Genomic DNA, 16,446 nt, shown 5'->3' on the forward strand with positions numbered 1-16,446 from the left:
TTTTAGAAATTTTCCTTCACCACTTTTCTGAACAACTCAATAATTTTGGGCTCTTCATTTTCCCAGCAAAGTATTCCGGCAGCGCGGTTTAAAGAATCTTTATAGAAATGTTTTCCGTTTTCCAGAACAGTAGTTACCTTTTCGGCAAGTTCACTGTGATGGGTAATTTTCTCTCCAGCCTGAAACCGGTCAATAACTTTCCGCATTTCGGGAAAATCTGAAACTACCACTGGAATCCTTGCCTGAATATAATCTGAAACTTTATTAGGCATGGAAAAATAATAACTTAAGCCGTTGTTTTCTTCAATACTCAAACCGACGTCGGCTTTATTAGTAATTTCTCTAAGATGTTCAGGCAGTAATTTTCCAAGAAATTTCACTTTACTTTCTAAATTTAAATTTTTAATCAATGCCGAAAACTCTGCTTTTTTCGGTCCGTCACCGGCAATCCACAGTTCAGCATTTTCTATCTGTTTCATTGCCGGAATCATTTTATCCAAACCTCTGGAAGGATTGATGACTCCCTGATAAAGAATGATTTTTTTAGAATTGGCCTGGGAATAATTTTGAGGATTTTCTGTTTTCTGCGGAAAATTCTGTACGACCACCGGCCTTTCAATCTCGTAGGTTTTAGCAAACCAGTCCGCATAACTTTCACTTGCCGCCATCATGAATTTAAGTTTCGGAACGATGAAAGACTCCAGCGAACGCCAGATTTTCTGCGTAAACCTTCCGTTGACAGACGGCATTTCAGTAAAAATCTCATGACTGTCAAACACCAAAGGAATATTCAGTCTTTTTGAAATTAAATAATTGGGCAAAAGTGTATCGAGATCGTTAGAGAGCAGAATAGTATTTTCATCTGCCTTTCTCAGCAATTCCTGATAAAGCCTCCTTTGGAATTCCACATAGGCAAACCGAAGAACGGTAGATTTTAAAACAATCCGGGAAAAAGGGTAAGGGCGCGCCATTTCGGGTAAACCGCCCCAGTTGTTGCCAATAAGTTCAGGTTCGAAACCGTTTTGAGATAATGTTCTGCAGACTTTTTCAACGCGTTGGTCTGTATATAAATTATTGAAAACACTTACCAAAACTTTCATGGCAGAAATTTAATCCTTTTTCACCAAATGATAAGCCTGAATGAAACAGAGAATTGCGTTCGGGATAATAATTGGCCAAAGATAGTCGCTGAAGATACCGTAGATTACAAACAGAATACATCCAACAAGGTTCACAACACGTATTTTTTTTATGTCTTTCAGGATAAAACTCAGCACAATAAAAAAAGAAGCACCATAACCGATAAAGTTAGTAATTTCAGGACTCATAGTTAATTTTTTAGGGAGACAAACCTAATCATTTTCAGCGAAATGGGAAAGTTTTTTCTGCCATAAAGTCATTATTTAATTTTGGTAAAGTATTTGTAACTTTGATTATACAATTAAAGATGGATGAATATCTTTAATAATTATACTGAACAAATAATATGGATCATAAATTTTCAAACGGTTTGGATCAAGTTTTCCAACACAGCAAAAACGAGGCAAGACGTTTGCAAAGCGAGTTTCTGAACACGGAACATTTCCTTTTGGGAATCATCAAAACAGAAAACTCTGCGAAAGAAATCTTGCAGAATTTGGGAGCAGATTTAACTCAAATAAGAAGAAAAATTGAAACCATGTCGGTATCCGGATTAAATCCTTTTTCACCCGACAGCGATAAAATTTCTTTTACTAAAATGGCAGATCAGGCCGTAAAGCGTTCGGAACTGGAGTGCAGACAGTACCAAAGTTCCGAAATCAATACCGTACATCTTCTTTTAGGTATTTTATATAAATCTGATGATCCAACGACTAATATTTTGAGCTCTTACGATATTGATTATGAAGGAGTGACTAAAGAATATAGAACAATGCTTAAAAATTCCGGACAAAACCCAAAAATGAGCGCCTATGATGACGACGAAGAAAGGGAAGAATTCGGACAGATGCGTAAGCCAACAGGAAACATCGGTACAGGAAAAAGCAAAACCCCGACTTTGGATAATTTCGGAAGAGATTTAACATCACTCGCAAGAGATGGAAAACTCGACCCTGTTATTGGCCGTGAAAAAGAAATCGAAAGGGTTTCTCAGATTTTATCGAGAAGAAAAAAGAACAATCCGCTTTTGATTGGGGAACCCGGTGTGGGTAAATCAGCGATTGCTGAAGGTTTGGCTTTAAGGATACAGCAGAAAAAAGTTTCCAGAGTTCTCTTTGGAAAACGGGTGATCACCCTTGATTTGGCGAGTTTAGTAGCCGGCACAAAATACCGCGGGCAGTTCGAAGAAAGAATGAAAGCGATTATGACTGAGCTGGAAAAAAACCGTGACGTCATTCTCTTTATCGACGAACTTCACACCATCGTTGGAGCAGGAAGTTCTACAGGAAGTCTGGATGCTTCCAATATGTTTAAACCCGCTTTGGCAAGGGGAGAAATTCAATGCATCGGAGCAACAACATTAGACGAATACAGACAGTACATTGAAAAAGACGGTGCGCTTGAAAGACGTTTCCAAAAGGTAATGGTAGAACCTACTTCTGTGGAGGAAACCGTGCAGATCCTTAATCAGATTAAAGATAAATACGAAGATCATCATAATGTAACCTACACTGAAGAAGCGATTTTAGCCTGTGTAAATTTAACGGCGAGATATATTACAGACCGTTTTCTTCCGGACAAGGCAATTGATGCAATGGATGAAGCCGGTTCACGGGTTTATATTAAAAACATGAAAGTTCCGAATGAAATCGTAGAGTACGAGAATAAAATTGAGGAAATTAAGGAACAGAAACAGAGTGCAGTAAAAGCTCAGGATTATCTTGAAGCAAGAAAATTAAAGGATGAAGAGGAAAGACTGCAGATTGAACTTAATCTTGCTCAGGAACTGTGGGATAAAAACGTGAAAGAAAAGAAAGAACTTGTAACCGAAGAAAGCGTTGCTGAAGTAGTTTCCATGATGAGTGGAATTCCAGTGACTAAAGTCGGCAAAAACGAACTCGACAAACTTTCACAGATGGATGCAATGCTGAACGGAAAAGTAATCGGACAGGAAGATGCGGTGAAAAAAGTGGTGAAAGCAATTCAGAGAAACAGAGCCGGACTCAAAGATCCGAACCGTCCTATCGGAACGTTTATTTTCCTTGGAACAACCGGTGTCGGAAAAACCGAACTTGCGAAAGTAATGGCAAGAGAACTCTTCGATTCTGATGAAGCTTTAATCCGCATCGACATGAGCGAATACATGGAAAAATTCGCGGTTTCCAGATTAGTGGGAGCTCCTCCGGGATATGTCGGATATGAAGAAGGCGGCCAGTTAACAGAAGCTGTGAGAAGAAAACCTTATGCAGTAGTGCTTTTGGATGAAATTGAAAAAGCACATCCTGACGTTTTCAATATTTTGCTGCAGATTCTGGACGAAGGTTTCGTGACCGATTCTTTAGGCAGAAAGATTGATTTCAGAAATACGATTATCATTTTAACTTCAAATATCGGAACCAGAGATCTTAAAGATTTCGGCGACGGCGTAGGTTTCGGAACCTCAGCGAAGAAATCCAATACAGATGCAAGAGCCAGAAGCACGATTGAAAATGCCCTGAAAAAAGCATTCGCACCGGAATTTCTGAACAGAATTGATGACATTGTAATCTTTAATTCATTAGTGAAAGAAGATATTACGAAAATTATCGATCTCGAACTCGGCAAACTTTACAAACGTCTTGAAAAACTGAATTATCATGTTGATCTGACTCAGGAAGCGAAAGATTTTATCGCTGAAAAAGGCTGGGACAAAGATTTCGGAGCAAGACCGCTGAAAAGAGCCATCCAGAAATACATCGAAGATTTATTGGCAGAAATGCTGGTCAACAAACAGCTTACCGAAGGTGAGACAGTTGTTTTAAATCTAAATGAAACCAAAGATGCACTTATTAGTGAAACTGTAAAAAAGAAACAGAGCGCAAAATAAATTGCAGAATTTAAATATGAAAACCTTGTCAATATGTTTGACAAGGTTTTTTCTATAAGTACTGATTTCAATTGCTATTAGAAAAACAATCGGGAATAAAATTACGCGGTAAGCCAATTTCATGTTCCTGAGGATAAGGTTTACGGAACGTCATGCTCACATCTTCTTTAATTTGTTGGTGAATATCGTATTGCCGGTCTTTATCGGACGTATATCTCGGATCAGGTATCATTGGCATCTTGGCCATTTTCATGATGGTAATCGTGGGAAAATGATAATCTACTTCCACAGTTCCCAAAAGCAAATAACAGCCGCCGCCCTGAAACGGATATTTTCCCAGGCTGTCAGGGAAATGTGCGGTATCAAAATAATCACCGTTTGCGTCAATCCAGGTTCCGAAATACATGGTTCCTTTTTTGGTTGGGACGTGTTTTCGGGAAATAAGATATGCCAACATTTTCACCTGTTTTTTATGATACTTCAGCAGATCTTTTACAAAAACGGAGCCGCGGTATTTGGTTTCAAGCAGATCGAAAGGAGTGCAGGAAACCGGAAATCCCAATATTTCGATCTCATCAAAAGCATCCTCAAAGAAATCTCTTTTCAACTCCGGAAGCCGGTATTCCTGAACAGATTCTTCAAACAGCATTTTACCTCTGTTTTCGGGTTTGAAATTGATCAGTAATAATCTTGCTTCAATTAAAAGTTCATTTTTTTGTTTTCCTGTAAACCGGAAAGCGCCAATAAATATCAGGATTTGCACCCCTTCAATCCCAATCGGGATGCGCCGGACAAAGTCTTCCAGTGATTTATAATTTCCATTTCTGTCCCGCGCTTCGGAGATAAGCTGTGCAGTTTTGGTGTCAAGTGACTGGAGGTGCATAAATCCCAAAAAGATATTTTTTCCTTTTAGTGAAGTCTGAAATTCGCCGGCATTAACGCACGGATTCTGAATGACACCACCCGACATTTTCGCTTCATGCACATAAACTTCGGTCCGATAAAACCCTCCCTGATTGTTGATTACCGAAACCATAAATTCCAGTGGATAATACACTTTTAAATATAAACTCTGATAGCTTTCTACCGCATAAGAAGCGGAATGCGCTTTACAGAAAGAATATCCTGCAAAAGACTCAATCTGCCTGAAAGCCTCCGTGGTCATCTGCTCCGAATGTCCCTGCTTTTTGCAGGATGTAAAAAAGTTGTTTTTCACTTCATTCAACTTCTGAATCGATCTCTCCTTTCCGCTCATAGCACGTCTCAGAATGTCACCATCGGCATGACTCAGCCCTCCAAAATATTGGGCAATTTTAATCACATCTTCCTGATAGACCATAATTCCGTAGGTTTCCTTCAGATTTTCTTCAAATACAGGATGGAAATATTCAAACTGATCGGGATTGTTATGACGGAAAATATACTCTTTCATCATTCCGCTTTGCGCAACACCGGGCCTGATGATCGAAGACGCCGCTACCAAAGTTCTGTAATCGCCGCATTTTAATCTTCTTAAAAGTCCGCGCATTGCCGGACTTTCGATATAAAAACAGCCTATTGTTTTTCCTGTTGCCAAATATTTATTACACAACGCTTCATCTTTAGAAATAGAAGTATCACGAATGTCAATCTCAATTCCACGGTTTTTTTTGATGAGTTTTACGGTATCGTTAATCGTCCCGAGACCTCTTTGCGACAGAATATCAAATTTTTCGAGGCCAATATCTTCAGCCACATTCATATCGAACTGAACGATCGGAAATCCTTTTGGAGGCATTTCCAGGGCAGAATAATTCGTAATAGGTTCTTCCGAAATCAGAATTCCACAAGCGTGCATGCTTCTCTGGTTGGGGAATTTCTCCATTAATTTTCCGTACTTATGAACCTTCTTTACGATAAAATTCTGATCATGGTGTTCTACAGATTTTCCAGCAAGATCATCAAGCTCTTCTTTAGGCAATCCGAAAGCTTTACCCACTTCGCGAAAGATAGATTTGTATTTAAACTCTACATTGGTTCCGCAAAAAGCAACGTGATTTTTTCCGTACCGTTTAAAAATATATTCTAAAATAGCGTCGCGGTTTTGCCAGCTCCAGTCGATATCAAAATCCGGCGGTGAAGTCCGGTTGAGATTCAGGAAACGTTCAAAATAAAGATCCAGCTCTATCGGGCAGATGTCTGTAATTCCCAGACAGTAGCTTACAATAGAATTAGCGCCACTTCCTCGGCCGACATGCATAAAACCCATCTTATTGCTGTACTGAATGATATCCCAGGTAATAAGAAAATAAGCCGAAAATTTGAGGTCACCAATCACCTTAAGTTCTTTTTCAACTCTTTTTTCGGCGGCTTCGTTATTGCCATATCTTTCCTGCAGTCCTTCATAAGCCAGTTTGTTCAAAAGCTGCATGTCTTCTTCCTGAGAATTTGTAAAATATCTTTTATTTTTGTTTTCAGTACTTCCTTTTTCTTTATAATTAAACTCAAAACTGCATGAGTTCATAATATGTTCTGTATTTTTAATAATTTCCGGATACTGCTGAAAAGCTTTAATAATTTCTTTTTCAGGTTTGAAATATTCAGATTTCCGGCAGAGATCTTCTTCACCGAGTTTTGAAAGAATCGTATTCTGATCGATGGCCCTTAAAATCCTGTGAAGATTGTACTCTTCTTTAGTGCTGAATGTTATTGGCTGCAGAACTACCATTTTCGGGATTAGTATTTTAAGCTCGGGACGAAGCAGGAGATTCAGCTCTTCTTCCCGAATACCGATGAATTCATTTTCTTTTAGTGTTAAAGGAATATTCTGAATAGGATAAACAACAAATACCTTTTGAAATTCCGGAGCGGTTTCAGAAAGTTCTTCTCCGTCACAATTGTGCGCTGTAATCATTCTGTTTACCTCTCCAATTCCCGAAAATTCTTCAGCAATGGCAATATACAGCAGTTTATTCTCTTTCCTGATTTCTATTCCTGCGATGGGCTTGATCCCGGCATTTTCACATGCTTTTTTAAAATCATAAATGGCAGTAACAGTATTAATATCCGTTAAAACTAAACTTTTAGTTCCTGAAGATACTGCCTGACTTACAAGCTGTAAAATACTCAAAGTTCCGTATCGAAGGCTGTGAAAAGAATGACAGTTGAGAAACATTTAATTTAAAATTTTAAGAAAAAATTATTTACCGAAATCAAAACCTGAAGCTCTTCCTACGGCATCGGTTCCGAAACGGTTTTTAAGATAATCCATCGTTTGATAGAGATTCATCTGCTCTTCTGTATCTTCAAAAAGATTCATCTGATGATTTCCGTGGACAAGATCTGTAAATCTTAATCCAATGAGTCTGATACGCATTCTTCGGGTATAAAGTCTGTTAAAAAGCTCGAGAGCGACCCGGGACAGGGTATGATCTGCCGAAGTATAAGCTACACGGCTTTGTTTGGTCTCCGTATCGAAATTGGAATAGCGAATTTTCACGACAATGGTGGAGGTGAGCCATTTTTCCTGTCTCAGCTGATAAGCGAGTTTTTCTGCCATTCCATTTAAAATTCTTTTCAATTCCGGAATATCAATCGTATCGGTGGCAAAAGTTCTTTCTGTGGAAAGAGATTTCCTCTCGGAATACGGAACCACAGGATTTTCATCAATTCCGTTAGCTTTTTTCCAAAGTTCTTTTCCGTTGTTGCCGATCATTTGCTGAAGCACCAAAACCGGCATTTCAGATAAAGTATGAATGGTTCTTATCCCAATTCTAGATAACAGCTGAAAAGTTTTGTCTCCTACCATCGGAATTTTTTTCACAGAAAGAGGATTTAAAAAAGGTTTGATTTCCGATTCTGCGATCTGCCGTTTTCCTTCAGGTTTAGATTCTCCTGTTCCTATTTTGGAGACTGTTTTGTTGGCCGATAAGGCAAAACTGATTGGCAATCCAGCTTCCTTGGTTACGGCAGCTGCGATTTCCTGGGTCCACTGATAGCATCCAAAAAATTTATCCATACCGGAAAGATCCAGATAGAACTCATCAATACTTGCTTTTTCCATTACCGGAACTCGTTCCTGAATAATTTCGGTCACGGTATTTGAAAGAGAAGAGTAAAGTTCATAATCTCCTTTAATTATTTTTGCATCGGGACACAGCCTCAGCGCCATCCGAATCGGCATTGCAGAACGGACGCCGAATTTTCTGGCTTCATAAGAACATGAGGCCACTACACCACGGTCGCCTCCGCCGATAATCAAGGGAATATTATTGAGTTTGCTGTTTTGCCGTCTTTCGCACGAAACGAAAAACGCATCCAGATCCATATGTACAATTGAACGATTCACTCCACAAAATTAGTTACGTTTTTAAACAATTTTCGTATTTTTGTTGTTACAAATTATAACAATGTCAGTTTTTTCAGATAACATCAGGTTTTTGAGAGGTAAAAAAGAAATTACCCAACAGGAATTAGCGGATACGCTAATCATCACAAGGTCACGCTATGTTTCCTACGAAGACGGCCGTTCGGAACCGCCGATTGAGGTTTTGGTGAAGATCTCGAAGTTTTTTAACATCAGTATAGATCTTCTGGTTTCGGTTGATATCAGAAAATATCCGATTGAAGAAATTCTGCGCCTGCCCGACAACCGAATTGTACTTCCTGTTGTGGTAGATAAACTGGGCAACAACAGCATTGAAATTATTCCTCAGAAAGCCTCGATGGGTTATTTATCCGGTTATAGCGATCCTGAATATATTGAAAGCCTGCAGCGGATTTCTCTTCCTTTCCTCACCAACGGAAAGTACAGAGCTTTTCCCGCGCAAGGAGATTCGATGCCGCCTTTTAAAGACGGTTCTTATATTATCGGAAAATATCTTGAAAACATTGATGACTTAAAACTCAATAGAAGTTATGTATTTGTGACGCTCAATGACGGTATTTCCTATAAACGCTTCAAGTCTAAAAATAAAAAGGCGGTTACGGTAGCTGCAGACAATTCTTTTTATGAACCCTATGAAATTCCTTTTCATGAAATTGTAGAAATCTGGCAATATGCTTCCGGTATTTTTCCTGAAGATTTTGAACCGGATCATTTTGAAAATCACAACTTAAAAGAGATGTTTCTGGAATTGAGGAAAGACATCCGCGATCTCGACCTAAAGGTTTCCGGCCTTAAAGAAGAGTAAAACTCAACAGGACCGCAAATAAATATCTTAAAATACTGTTATTGATATTTTTAGCTATTTTTACATGATATACTTCTAAGGTGAACAAAAGAATAATTTATCTGATCTTATTGCTCTGCGCGAATTTTTTACAGGCTCAGCAAAACGATGAATTCAAAATGGCAAAGAAATATTTTGATTATCAGCGGTTTATGCTGGATAATGAATTCCGCAAAAAATTTGATGAGGAAAAAAACATTCAGCAAAAAATTGCCATTAAGACCGATTTTTCAGAGTTCATGATTAAACTCGACAGCATTCAGAATATCGCTTTTATCGGCACTTTAATCAAAGTAAAAAACCGCGAAGATCTGGAAAGAATTACCAGAAAAAATACATCCGCTCCCCACCTTGAAAATCCTGAAAAAACTGATCTGAATGAGGAAGCGTCTTATCCCGGAGGTTTCGAAACTTTAAGAAAGCAGGTCGCTCATCTGTTTTATACCGGCTCGGTATTGCCAGACCAAAAACTTTTGAAAACCAATGTAGTTTTCGTTGTAGAAAAGGACGGAAGCATCAGCAGCGTCCATGCAGAAGGCGAAAACTTCACTTTCAACCGACAAGCCGAAATTGCGATGTATCTTCTGCCCGAAAAATTTTCTCCTGCCATCATTAACGGAAATGCAGTGCGTTACCGGTTCCGGTTGCCTTTGGCGATGAATTTTGACTAAATTTTCATTTTTGATTGAGGTTCGAATATAAATTTTATATTTGAGAAAAATAAATTATGAAAAAATTACTCCTTTTTGTTTTTACCGGATTAGGAATTTTTAATCTTTATGCACAGGAAACTGAAACCTCAGAGCGGCAAAACGACATCATGCTCAGCCCGATTGAGTTAATTGCTGCACCGATGATTAATGTTTCTTACGAAAGACTTCTCAGCGAAAATTCCGGAGTTGGGGTAAATGGCATGTTTTATTTAGGTACCAACAACGATGATTATCGCTTCACCCAAATTTCACCTTATTACAGAATGTATTTTGGTAAAAAATATGCTGCAGGGTTTTTTGTGGAAGGTTTTGCCCCAATTACAATGACAAAAGATACCTACTACGATTTTTATGCTGGGCCGGGATACAGTTCGTCCACCCTGCGAGAAGATAAGAATACGACAGTAGGTATTGGTGTAGGCTTCGGTGGAAAATGGGTGGCCAGAAAAAATATAATTTTTGAAGCAAGCACGGGAATCGCGAGAAGATTCGGAACGGATAGCAAGCATGATTCGGCAATCACCGGAAAAGGAATGCTGGGAATTGGTTACCGTTTTTAGAAGAAATAAAAATATTAATGTGAAAAAGGTTTAGTTTTGTACTGAACCTTTTTTAGTTTAAAAAATCACTAAATGTTTACCGACGAATATTACATGAAAATGGCGCTCCAGGAAGCCCAAACTGCGCTGGAAAAAGATGAGGTGCCCATTGGATGCGTCATCGTTTCCAACAACCGGATCATTGCCAAAGCACATAATCTTACCGAAACGCTGAACGATGTAACCGCTCATGCAGAAATGCAGGCCATCACCTCTGCTGCGAATTTCCTGGGGGGAAAATATCTGCAGAACTGTACGTTATATGTAACTTTGGAGCCCTGCGTGATGTGTTGCGGCGCCCTGAACTGGTCACAAATTACCAAAGTGGTGATCGGCGCAAGAGATGAGCAGCGCGGCTTTATTAATAAAAATCTAACGCTTCACCCAAAAACCGAAATCGTTACGGGCGTGATGGAAAACGAATGTTCAGTACTGATAAAGGATTTTTTCAAAAGCAAAAGGTAGCAGAAATCAGCACCTGATAATCAACATTTCTCATATTTCCAGTTGCGGCCTTTGCCTTCAGCGAGCCATTCAAGGGCCTGCTCCATCCGTTTATTCCTCGTGGCTGCGGTTTTCGCTTCGGTGATCCACAGGATATATTCTTTCCTGAAAGACGGCGAACCGTTATCGAACACTTTCTGGGCAACAGGCTTTCCTTTTAGAGCCTCTGTAAAATAGGCGGGAATTTCTGTTTCCTTTTTTACCGACTGTGCCTTCTTTACCGTTACTCCCATGTCTGTAAGTTCCATCGCTTCTCTGATTGCAGCTTTTAAACGGGCTTTAGACGGAAGATCATCGAGGCTTTTTATTTTTCCCAGCGTAAACATTCCGGTTCTTTCGCTATCGGCGGTCAGTTCTTTGACAGTTTTCATCTCTTTCTCCAGCCAGAAGCCGAAGCGGCAATGCTGTTTAAATGCCGTGAACGCGCATAGAATTTTACCTTTATACATGAAGTGAGGGAAACTCCACTTCCAGCCTTCCTCCACATCGGGGCAGGTTTCGTGAATGATTTCGCGGAGATAATTCATGATGGGTTTTGCGAAAGGCTGCGCGTTGTCGATATAAGCATCGATTCTTGGTTCGGTAGCTGACATAAATGAGATTTGAAGTAAAATTACTTAAATTTCAAATACGGATACTGTTTTCTCCGGAAGAAGAACCGCCTTTTATCCTAGCCGCGATGGAACGGCATGTCTGAGCTCTCCCGGGGCCGTATTCGGCCCCGGGAAGCGAGTAGTGAGAGCGCGCCCAACCTTCGGGAATGCGGACACTTTCTGCTCCTAAAAACAAAAATCCCGTCAGAATGAACTGACGGGATCTTGAAAATTATTTCGAGAATATTATTCTGCGCTTGTAGCTTCTGCTGCAGGAGCTTCTCCTTCAGCTGCTGTTTCTTCCTCTTCATCATCATCAGCCATTGCTCCAGCATTTTTACTTGCAGTTCTAGACATTTTCACAGCTACTACTACTGCGTTGTCCGGGTGCATAAATGTAAAGTTGTTCGTTTTGATGTCTCCTACATAAAGTTTGTTACCAATCTTAAGAGGTGTAACATCTACCACGATTTCGTCCGGCAAGTTAGCAGGAAGTGCTTTCAATTTCAGTTTTCTGAAAGACTGACGCATTGCACCACCGGCAACAACACCTTTAGAACGTCCTGTAATTCTTACAGGAACTTCCATTACCACAGGCTTGTTCTCATCAAGCTGATAGAAATCTGCGTGAAGAATCTTGTCTGTTAATGGGTGAAACTGGATGTCCTGAAGTACGGCAGGAATTGTTTTTCCGTCAACCTCAATAGATACCGTGTGTGCTTCAGGAGTATATACCAAACCTTTGAAAGATCTTTCTTCAGCAGAAAAATTAAGGGTTTCGGCGCCTCCGTAAACAACACAAGGAACTAATTCAGCATCACGTAAAGCTTTAGTAGACTTTTTGCCCACGCTTTCTCTTTTTGTACCTTGAATTGTAATTGATTTCATTATAATTATATTAAAAAATTTTTAAGGGTGCAAAGATATAGATTATTTTTTAAATAATGAATTTCTCGCTGATTGATTTGTGCTCGTGTACCATCTTCATTACGTCTGCAAAAAGTTTTGCGCAGGTAAGCACTTTAATTTTGGATGAAAGTTCTGTTTTTACCGGAATGGTGTCTGTTACGATAACTTCAGAAATTTTAGAATTTTCGATGTTTTCATAGGCTTTTCCTGAAAGCACACCGTGTGTTGCCATGGCGCGGACACTTTTTGCTCCTTTTTCTATCAGGATATCTGCGGCTTTGCAAAGGGTTCCTGCAGTATCAATCATATCATCGATAAGGATTACATTTTTGCCCACTACATCACCAATCAGAAACATCTCTTCGATGACGTTGGCTTTCTTTCTTTCTTTGTAGGCAATTACTACTTCCGCACCAAGATGGCTTGCATAATTTTTCGCTCTTTTCGCGCCGCCCATATCCGGAGAAGCGATGGTAAGATTGTCTAAATTCAGTTTCTGAATATATTCAATAAAAATAGTGGAAGCATAAAGATGATCCACCGGAATTTCGAAAAAACCCTGAATCTGATCTGCATGCAGATCCATCGTCATTACTCTTGTAGCTCCGGCTGCAGTAAGAAGGTTTGCCACGAGTTTTGCACCGATTGGCGCTCTTGGCTGGTCTTTTCTGTCCTGTCTGGCCAAACCGTAATAAGGAAGCACTACGGTAATGCTTTTTGCTGAAGCTCTTTTAGCGGCATCAATCATCAGTAATAATTCTAAAAGATTGTCTGCCGGCGGGAATGTGGAACCTATTAAGAAAACCCTTCCGCCTCTTACGGATTGGTCTAAAACCGGCTCAAACTCTCCGTCGCTAAACTCCTGGAAATTAATTTTTCCCATTTCCTGCCCATAGTGTTGAGCAATTTTCTCCGCTAAAACCTTACTGGTTCTTGTGGAGAAAAGATAACTTGCCTGATCAGCCATTTTTACTTTTTTAGATGGTGCAAATTTAGAAAAAAATAAAACCACTGGAAAGGATTCCGGTGGTTTTAAAGTTTTATCATTCTAGCTAATAATTCTATGGAAACTTAACTCCTGAATAGTTGTTTATATTAACCATCGGAAGTGTAGAATGGTATTTGGTATTGATTGCTTTTAAAAACTCATTTGCAATTAACGCATACCCTCTTCCTGTCAGGTGAACCCCATCAAGTGAAAAAGTTCCGCCAGTAACGAATGTTGCTGTATATTTTACACCATCATAAGTAATTCCTGAAGCTGCAGAAAGTTCAATCATTTTAGCATTAGCATCCACGAAAGCCAATCCTTTAGAAGCTGCGATAGATTGTAATGCTGTATTATAAGCGTTGGTTGCTGTTGTAACTTTAGCAGTTTCTTTTTCAGTAAGAACATATTTGTCATCTAAAGCTACTGAAGTTCCGCCGCCTGCTGTAGGAGTAAGCACAGCTGAAGCTGTTAATAAAATTAAATCCTTAGCTGTAGTCTGTCTGTAAGAAGGCAGTCCCAAACCAGACAGATTGGTAAGATCCTTATCTTTAATCACTGCACCGTTGGCAACAGTAGCATTAAATTTAATAAGTCTCTGCTGATATTCAGCATCGGTAATTAAGTTTGCTGCTTTGGCCTGTGCTAATCCACCATTATATTGAGCGTAAGCGGTATTCAATTGAGAAACCTGTGCATCAGTTAAGCCAGCAATCGGTTTTGCAGGAACTCTTGTAAAGTATGGGATTGATGTTACGTTAGGAATATTTGCCATTACCCCTTTTGCGCCATTCGCTGTTAAAGCATTTACATATCCGCTGATTACCGAAGCAAAAACGCCCGGATCAGTAATATCGTTGCTTCCATAGGTTGCAGGATTAGTATTTCCTGTTTGGTCTACCCCTACACCACCACTGGTTGAATAAGACAATACGTCATTGTTTCCGATCCACAGGGAGAAAAATGTTGGAGCCTGAGCTACCGCGTCGGCAATTACCGAAGTAGTACCGCTGGTTGCAAATCTTACAAAATAAGGATTTGCCTGTCCTGTTAACAAACCGGCAGCATTACCGTAACCCGCAGCACCCAAATGGAAAGATTTAGCCCCTGGTACTCCTAAATTTTGGTAAGGACCACCTGTCTTTACATTATCCAATGCCGCGCCTGGAGCAGTTGGAACCGGTGATAATGAACCATTAACTACAGAGAGAACATATTTCCCCGTAAATCCTGGCAAATCTGTAAATCCTCCGGTATTATTTGGCATTAAAGGCTGCTTGAATGCGCCTCCACCCGCAAGCTGCATTTGCTTCGCAAGCATACTTGGGTAAGATTCGTTCTGTCCGTCAATATATAAGGCGTTGTCTCTGTAACCAGAAGTAAGTGAGTTACCTAAAGCTACATATTTTGTAAAATCTGCATCGCCTTTAGAAACCACAATGCTGCTCACATCCTGGTCAAAGCTTGTATCACAGCTTACGTTGAACAGTAAAGCCGAGAGTGCTATAGTTGAAATTAATATTTTTTTCATAATTAAAATAATTCTTAAAATGCGTTGTAAGATAAGCCTAAACCAAAGTAATATGCTTTAGCTTTTGCCTGTCCGTAGAAATTGTTATAACTGTTATCTACATTTCTTGGTGTCTGGAAATTGTAAGCACCAGAAAGATCAACACCTAATCCTTTCCACTTGTATCCAATACCTCCAGTAATTACGTTTGCATTGAATGACGGTGTTTCAGGGATAAAATCTTTATCTTCATAAGGAGACTCATCATAATAGTATCCTAATCTGGCAGCGAAACTATCGGTAACCATATATTGCGTTCCCACTCTCCATGTTTGAGTACTGTGGAAGTTTTTAGGAGAAACCAAAACAGTTGGGTCGTTTGGCTGATTACCAACCGGAGCTTTTTCAAAATCCAAAGTCAGGTGATCATATCTGTCCCAGCCACTGTAATTGAAGTCACCTGAAACCTGCCATTTCGGAGTAACTTTATAAGTTAGTCCAATAGTATACTCATCTACTAAAGGCAAAATTGCTTTAAACTTATCCTGACCATTAGCGTCTAAATTAAGCGCAGGAAAAAGAGCTGATGAAATATTAAATGTCGCAACACCATCATCCGCTTTCATATCAACCGGGGAACGGTAAGCAATACTTACATCCAGTTTGTCGTTCGGTTTGAAATAAAATCCAAATCCAAATCCTTTTCCGGACGCCTGATCATCTTTAATATTTAAAGTTCCTCCAAGCTGCGTAACGCTTTTAGTCCAGTCTACAGATCCTTTAGCGTAAATAAAACTACCGCCTAAAGAAACCCACGGCGCCAGTTTGAAAGACACCATTGGCTGAAAATAAAATGCTTTTAATTCAATTTTCTGCACGATTTCTCTTCCCGCCCAATCGGTCGGCCACTGCACGGTACTTCCGAAAGGAGTCGCAAAACTGAAACCTACAGAAACATCATCCAAAACTTTATAAGCTATCGCTGCGTAAATTGGAGTTCCCATGGGATTATCAGTAGAATAAGATTCCAACGTAGAGGCGTTCTGGTAGGTGATTTCCGAATTGATTCCAAACCCTCCCGCAGCAACGCTTAATTTATTAGGAATAAACGAAATTCCTGCAGGATTAAAGAATGCGACACTCGCGTCTTCCGCATGCGCACTGGTATGAGCCATCGCAAGTTGCTTAACGCCCTGCAAAGAAACCCTAAAGCCTCCCGCGTGCGCAAGAATACCCGCTAACAATGCTGTTGATACAACGATTTTTTTCATAAATTCATTATTAATGTCCCAAATATAAAATTATTTTTTAAACAAATGTTAATTAATCATAAATTATTTTAAACAATTTCGAATTGCAACCCGCTGTTTAAACGCCTCATTTAAACAAACTCACATAAAAGACTTTATTTAAA

14 protein-coding genes are annotated in these 16,446 nt (G+C 39.6%); 5 read left to right on the forward strand and 9 right to left on the reverse strand.

Features of this window, described 5'->3' with window-relative positions:
• Nucleotides 1–2: 2 nt before the first annotated feature.
• Together KSK37_RS11585 and KSK37_RS11590 are read right to left on the reverse strand one after the other, a co-directional pair.
• Nucleotides 3–1,100: a glycosyltransferase family 4 protein gene (locus tag KSK37_RS11585; protein WP_217201670.1), complete on the reverse strand. Its 1,098-nt coding sequence runs from the start codon at nucleotides 1,098–1,100 to the stop codon at nucleotides 3–5.
• 9 nt (nucleotides 1,101–1,109) lie between these two features.
• Complete coding sequence (locus KSK37_RS11590) at nucleotides 1,110–1,328, reverse strand: uroporphyrinogen decarboxylase (protein WP_088359143.1); 219 nt, start codon at nucleotides 1,326–1,328, stop codon at nucleotides 1,110–1,112.
• 158 nt (nucleotides 1,329–1,486) lie between these two features.
• Between KSK37_RS11590 and KSK37_RS11595 the strand changes: the two genes are divergently transcribed.
• Complete coding sequence (locus KSK37_RS11595) at nucleotides 1,487–4,006, forward strand: ATP-dependent Clp protease ATP-binding subunit (protein WP_088359142.1); 2,520 nt, start codon at nucleotides 1,487–1,489, stop codon at nucleotides 4,004–4,006.
• Nucleotides 4,007–4,073: 67 nt separating this feature from the next.
• Here the strand turns inward: KSK37_RS11595 and KSK37_RS11600 are convergent, their stop codons facing one another.
• Both KSK37_RS11600 and dinB read right to left on the reverse strand, forming a co-directional pair.
• The gene (locus KSK37_RS11600; RefSeq protein WP_217201672.1) at nucleotides 4,074–7,160 is read right to left on the reverse strand and encodes a DNA polymerase III subunit alpha; all 3,087 of its coding nucleotides are present in this window, start codon (nucleotides 7,158–7,160) and stop codon (nucleotides 4,074–4,076) included.
• Nucleotides 7,161–7,184: 24 nt separating this feature from the next.
• Entirely contained in the window at nucleotides 7,185–8,333 is a 1,149-nt protein-coding gene (gene dinB, locus KSK37_RS11605) for a DNA polymerase IV (RefSeq protein ID WP_217201674.1), read from the reverse strand.
• Between the two features lie 61 nt (nucleotides 8,334–8,394).
• On the opposite strand from dinB, the gene KSK37_RS11610 reads away from it, so the two are divergent.
• The 4 genes from KSK37_RS11610 (at nucleotide 8,395) to KSK37_RS11625 (ending at nucleotide 10,993) form a co-directional block, all read left to right on the forward strand.
• The gene (locus KSK37_RS11610) at nucleotides 8,395–9,177 is read left to right on the forward strand and encodes an XRE family transcriptional regulator (protein ID WP_217201676.1); all 783 of its coding nucleotides are present in this window, start codon (nucleotides 8,395–8,397) and stop codon (nucleotides 9,175–9,177) included.
• A gap of 158 nt (nucleotides 9,178–9,335) precedes the next feature.
• The gene (locus tag KSK37_RS11615; protein ID WP_246566540.1) at nucleotides 9,336–9,887 is read left to right on the forward strand and encodes a hypothetical protein; all 552 of its coding nucleotides are present in this window, start codon (nucleotides 9,336–9,338) and stop codon (nucleotides 9,885–9,887) included.
• Nucleotides 9,888–9,943: 56 nt separating this feature from the next.
• Nucleotides 9,944–10,489 (forward strand): DUF3575 domain-containing protein, encoded by a 546-nt coding sequence (locus KSK37_RS11620; protein ID WP_217201678.1) that lies wholly within the window; start codon nucleotides 9,944–9,946, stop codon nucleotides 10,487–10,489.
• Nucleotides 10,490–10,561: 72 nt separating this feature from the next.
• Complete coding sequence (locus KSK37_RS11625) at nucleotides 10,562–10,993, forward strand: nucleoside deaminase (RefSeq protein WP_217201680.1); 432 nt, start codon at nucleotides 10,562–10,564, stop codon at nucleotides 10,991–10,993.
• A 20-nt stretch (nucleotides 10,994–11,013) separates the two neighbouring features.
• On the opposite strand, the gene KSK37_RS11630 is transcribed toward KSK37_RS11625, so the two are convergent.
• From KSK37_RS11630 to KSK37_RS11650, 5 genes are all read right to left on the reverse strand, one after another.
• The gene (locus KSK37_RS11630; protein WP_217201681.1) at nucleotides 11,014–11,625 is read right to left on the reverse strand and encodes a YdeI/OmpD-associated family protein; all 612 of its coding nucleotides are present in this window, start codon (nucleotides 11,623–11,625) and stop codon (nucleotides 11,014–11,016) included.
• A 246-nt stretch (nucleotides 11,626–11,871) separates the two neighbouring features.
• Nucleotides 11,872–12,513: a 50S ribosomal protein L25/general stress protein Ctc gene (locus KSK37_RS11635; protein ID WP_088359134.1), complete on the reverse strand. Its 642-nt coding sequence runs from the start codon at nucleotides 12,511–12,513 to the stop codon at nucleotides 11,872–11,874.
• A 49-nt stretch (nucleotides 12,514–12,562) separates the two neighbouring features.
• Nucleotides 12,563–13,501 (reverse strand): ribose-phosphate pyrophosphokinase, encoded by a 939-nt coding sequence (locus tag KSK37_RS11640; protein WP_088359133.1) that lies wholly within the window; start codon nucleotides 13,499–13,501, stop codon nucleotides 12,563–12,565.
• 94 nt (nucleotides 13,502–13,595) lie between these two features.
• The gene (locus KSK37_RS11645; RefSeq protein WP_217201683.1) at nucleotides 13,596–15,053 is read right to left on the reverse strand and encodes an SGNH/GDSL hydrolase family protein; all 1,458 of its coding nucleotides are present in this window, start codon (nucleotides 15,051–15,053) and stop codon (nucleotides 13,596–13,598) included.
• A gap of 14 nt (nucleotides 15,054–15,067) precedes the next feature.
• Nucleotides 15,068–16,303 carry an OmpP1/FadL family transporter gene (locus KSK37_RS11650; RefSeq protein ID WP_217201685.1) on the reverse strand — a complete coding sequence of 412 codons (1,236 nt, stop codon included), beginning with the start codon at nucleotides 16,301–16,303 and terminating at the stop codon, nucleotides 15,068–15,070.
• Between the last annotated feature and the right edge of the window lie 143 nt (nucleotides 16,304–16,446).

The sequence above is a fragment of the Kaistella soli genome, from assembly GCF_019038595.1.
GTDB classification, from domain to species: domain Bacteria; phylum Bacteroidota; class Bacteroidia; order Flavobacteriales; family Weeksellaceae; genus Kaistella; species Kaistella soli.

Coding starts and splice junctions, on each gene's coding strand:
- KSK37_RS11585 (WP_217201670.1), bottom strand. CDS start 1,100: ATGAAAGTTTTGGTAAGTGTTTTCAATAATTTATATACAGACCAACGC.
- KSK37_RS11590 (WP_088359143.1), bottom strand. CDS start 1,328: ATGAGTCCTGAAATTACTAACTTTATCGGTTATGGTGCTTCTTTTTTT.
- KSK37_RS11595 (WP_088359142.1), top strand. CDS start 1,487: ATGGATCATAAATTTTCAAACGGTTTGGATCAAGTTTTCCAACACAGC.
- KSK37_RS11600 (WP_217201672.1), bottom strand. CDS start 7,160: ATGTTTCTCAACTGTCATTCTTTTCACAGCCTTCGATACGGAACTTTG.
- KSK37_RS11610 (WP_217201676.1), top strand. CDS start 8,395: ATGTCAGTTTTTTCAGATAACATCAGGTTTTTGAGAGGTAAAAAAGAA.
- KSK37_RS11615 (WP_246566540.1), top strand. CDS start 9,336: ATGGCAAAGAAATATTTTGATTATCAGCGGTTTATGCTGGATAATGAA.
- KSK37_RS11620 (WP_217201678.1), top strand. CDS start 9,944: ATGAAAAAATTACTCCTTTTTGTTTTTACCGGATTAGGAATTTTTAAT.
- KSK37_RS11625 (WP_217201680.1), top strand. CDS start 10,562: ATGTTTACCGACGAATATTACATGAAAATGGCGCTCCAGGAAGCCCAA.
- KSK37_RS11630 (WP_217201681.1), bottom strand. CDS start 11,625: ATGTCAGCTACCGAACCAAGAATCGATGCTTATATCGACAACGCGCAG.
- KSK37_RS11635 (WP_088359134.1), bottom strand. CDS start 12,513: ATGAAATCAATTACAATTCAAGGTACAAAAAGAGAAAGCGTGGGCAAA.
- KSK37_RS11640 (WP_088359133.1), bottom strand. CDS start 13,501: ATGGCTGATCAGGCAAGTTATCTTTTCTCCACAAGAACCAGTAAGGTT.
- KSK37_RS11645 (WP_217201683.1), bottom strand. CDS start 15,053: ATGAAAAAAATATTAATTTCAACTATAGCACTCTCGGCTTTACTGTTC.
- KSK37_RS11650 (WP_217201685.1), bottom strand. CDS start 16,303: ATGAAAAAAATCGTTGTATCAACAGCATTGTTAGCGGGTATTCTTGCG.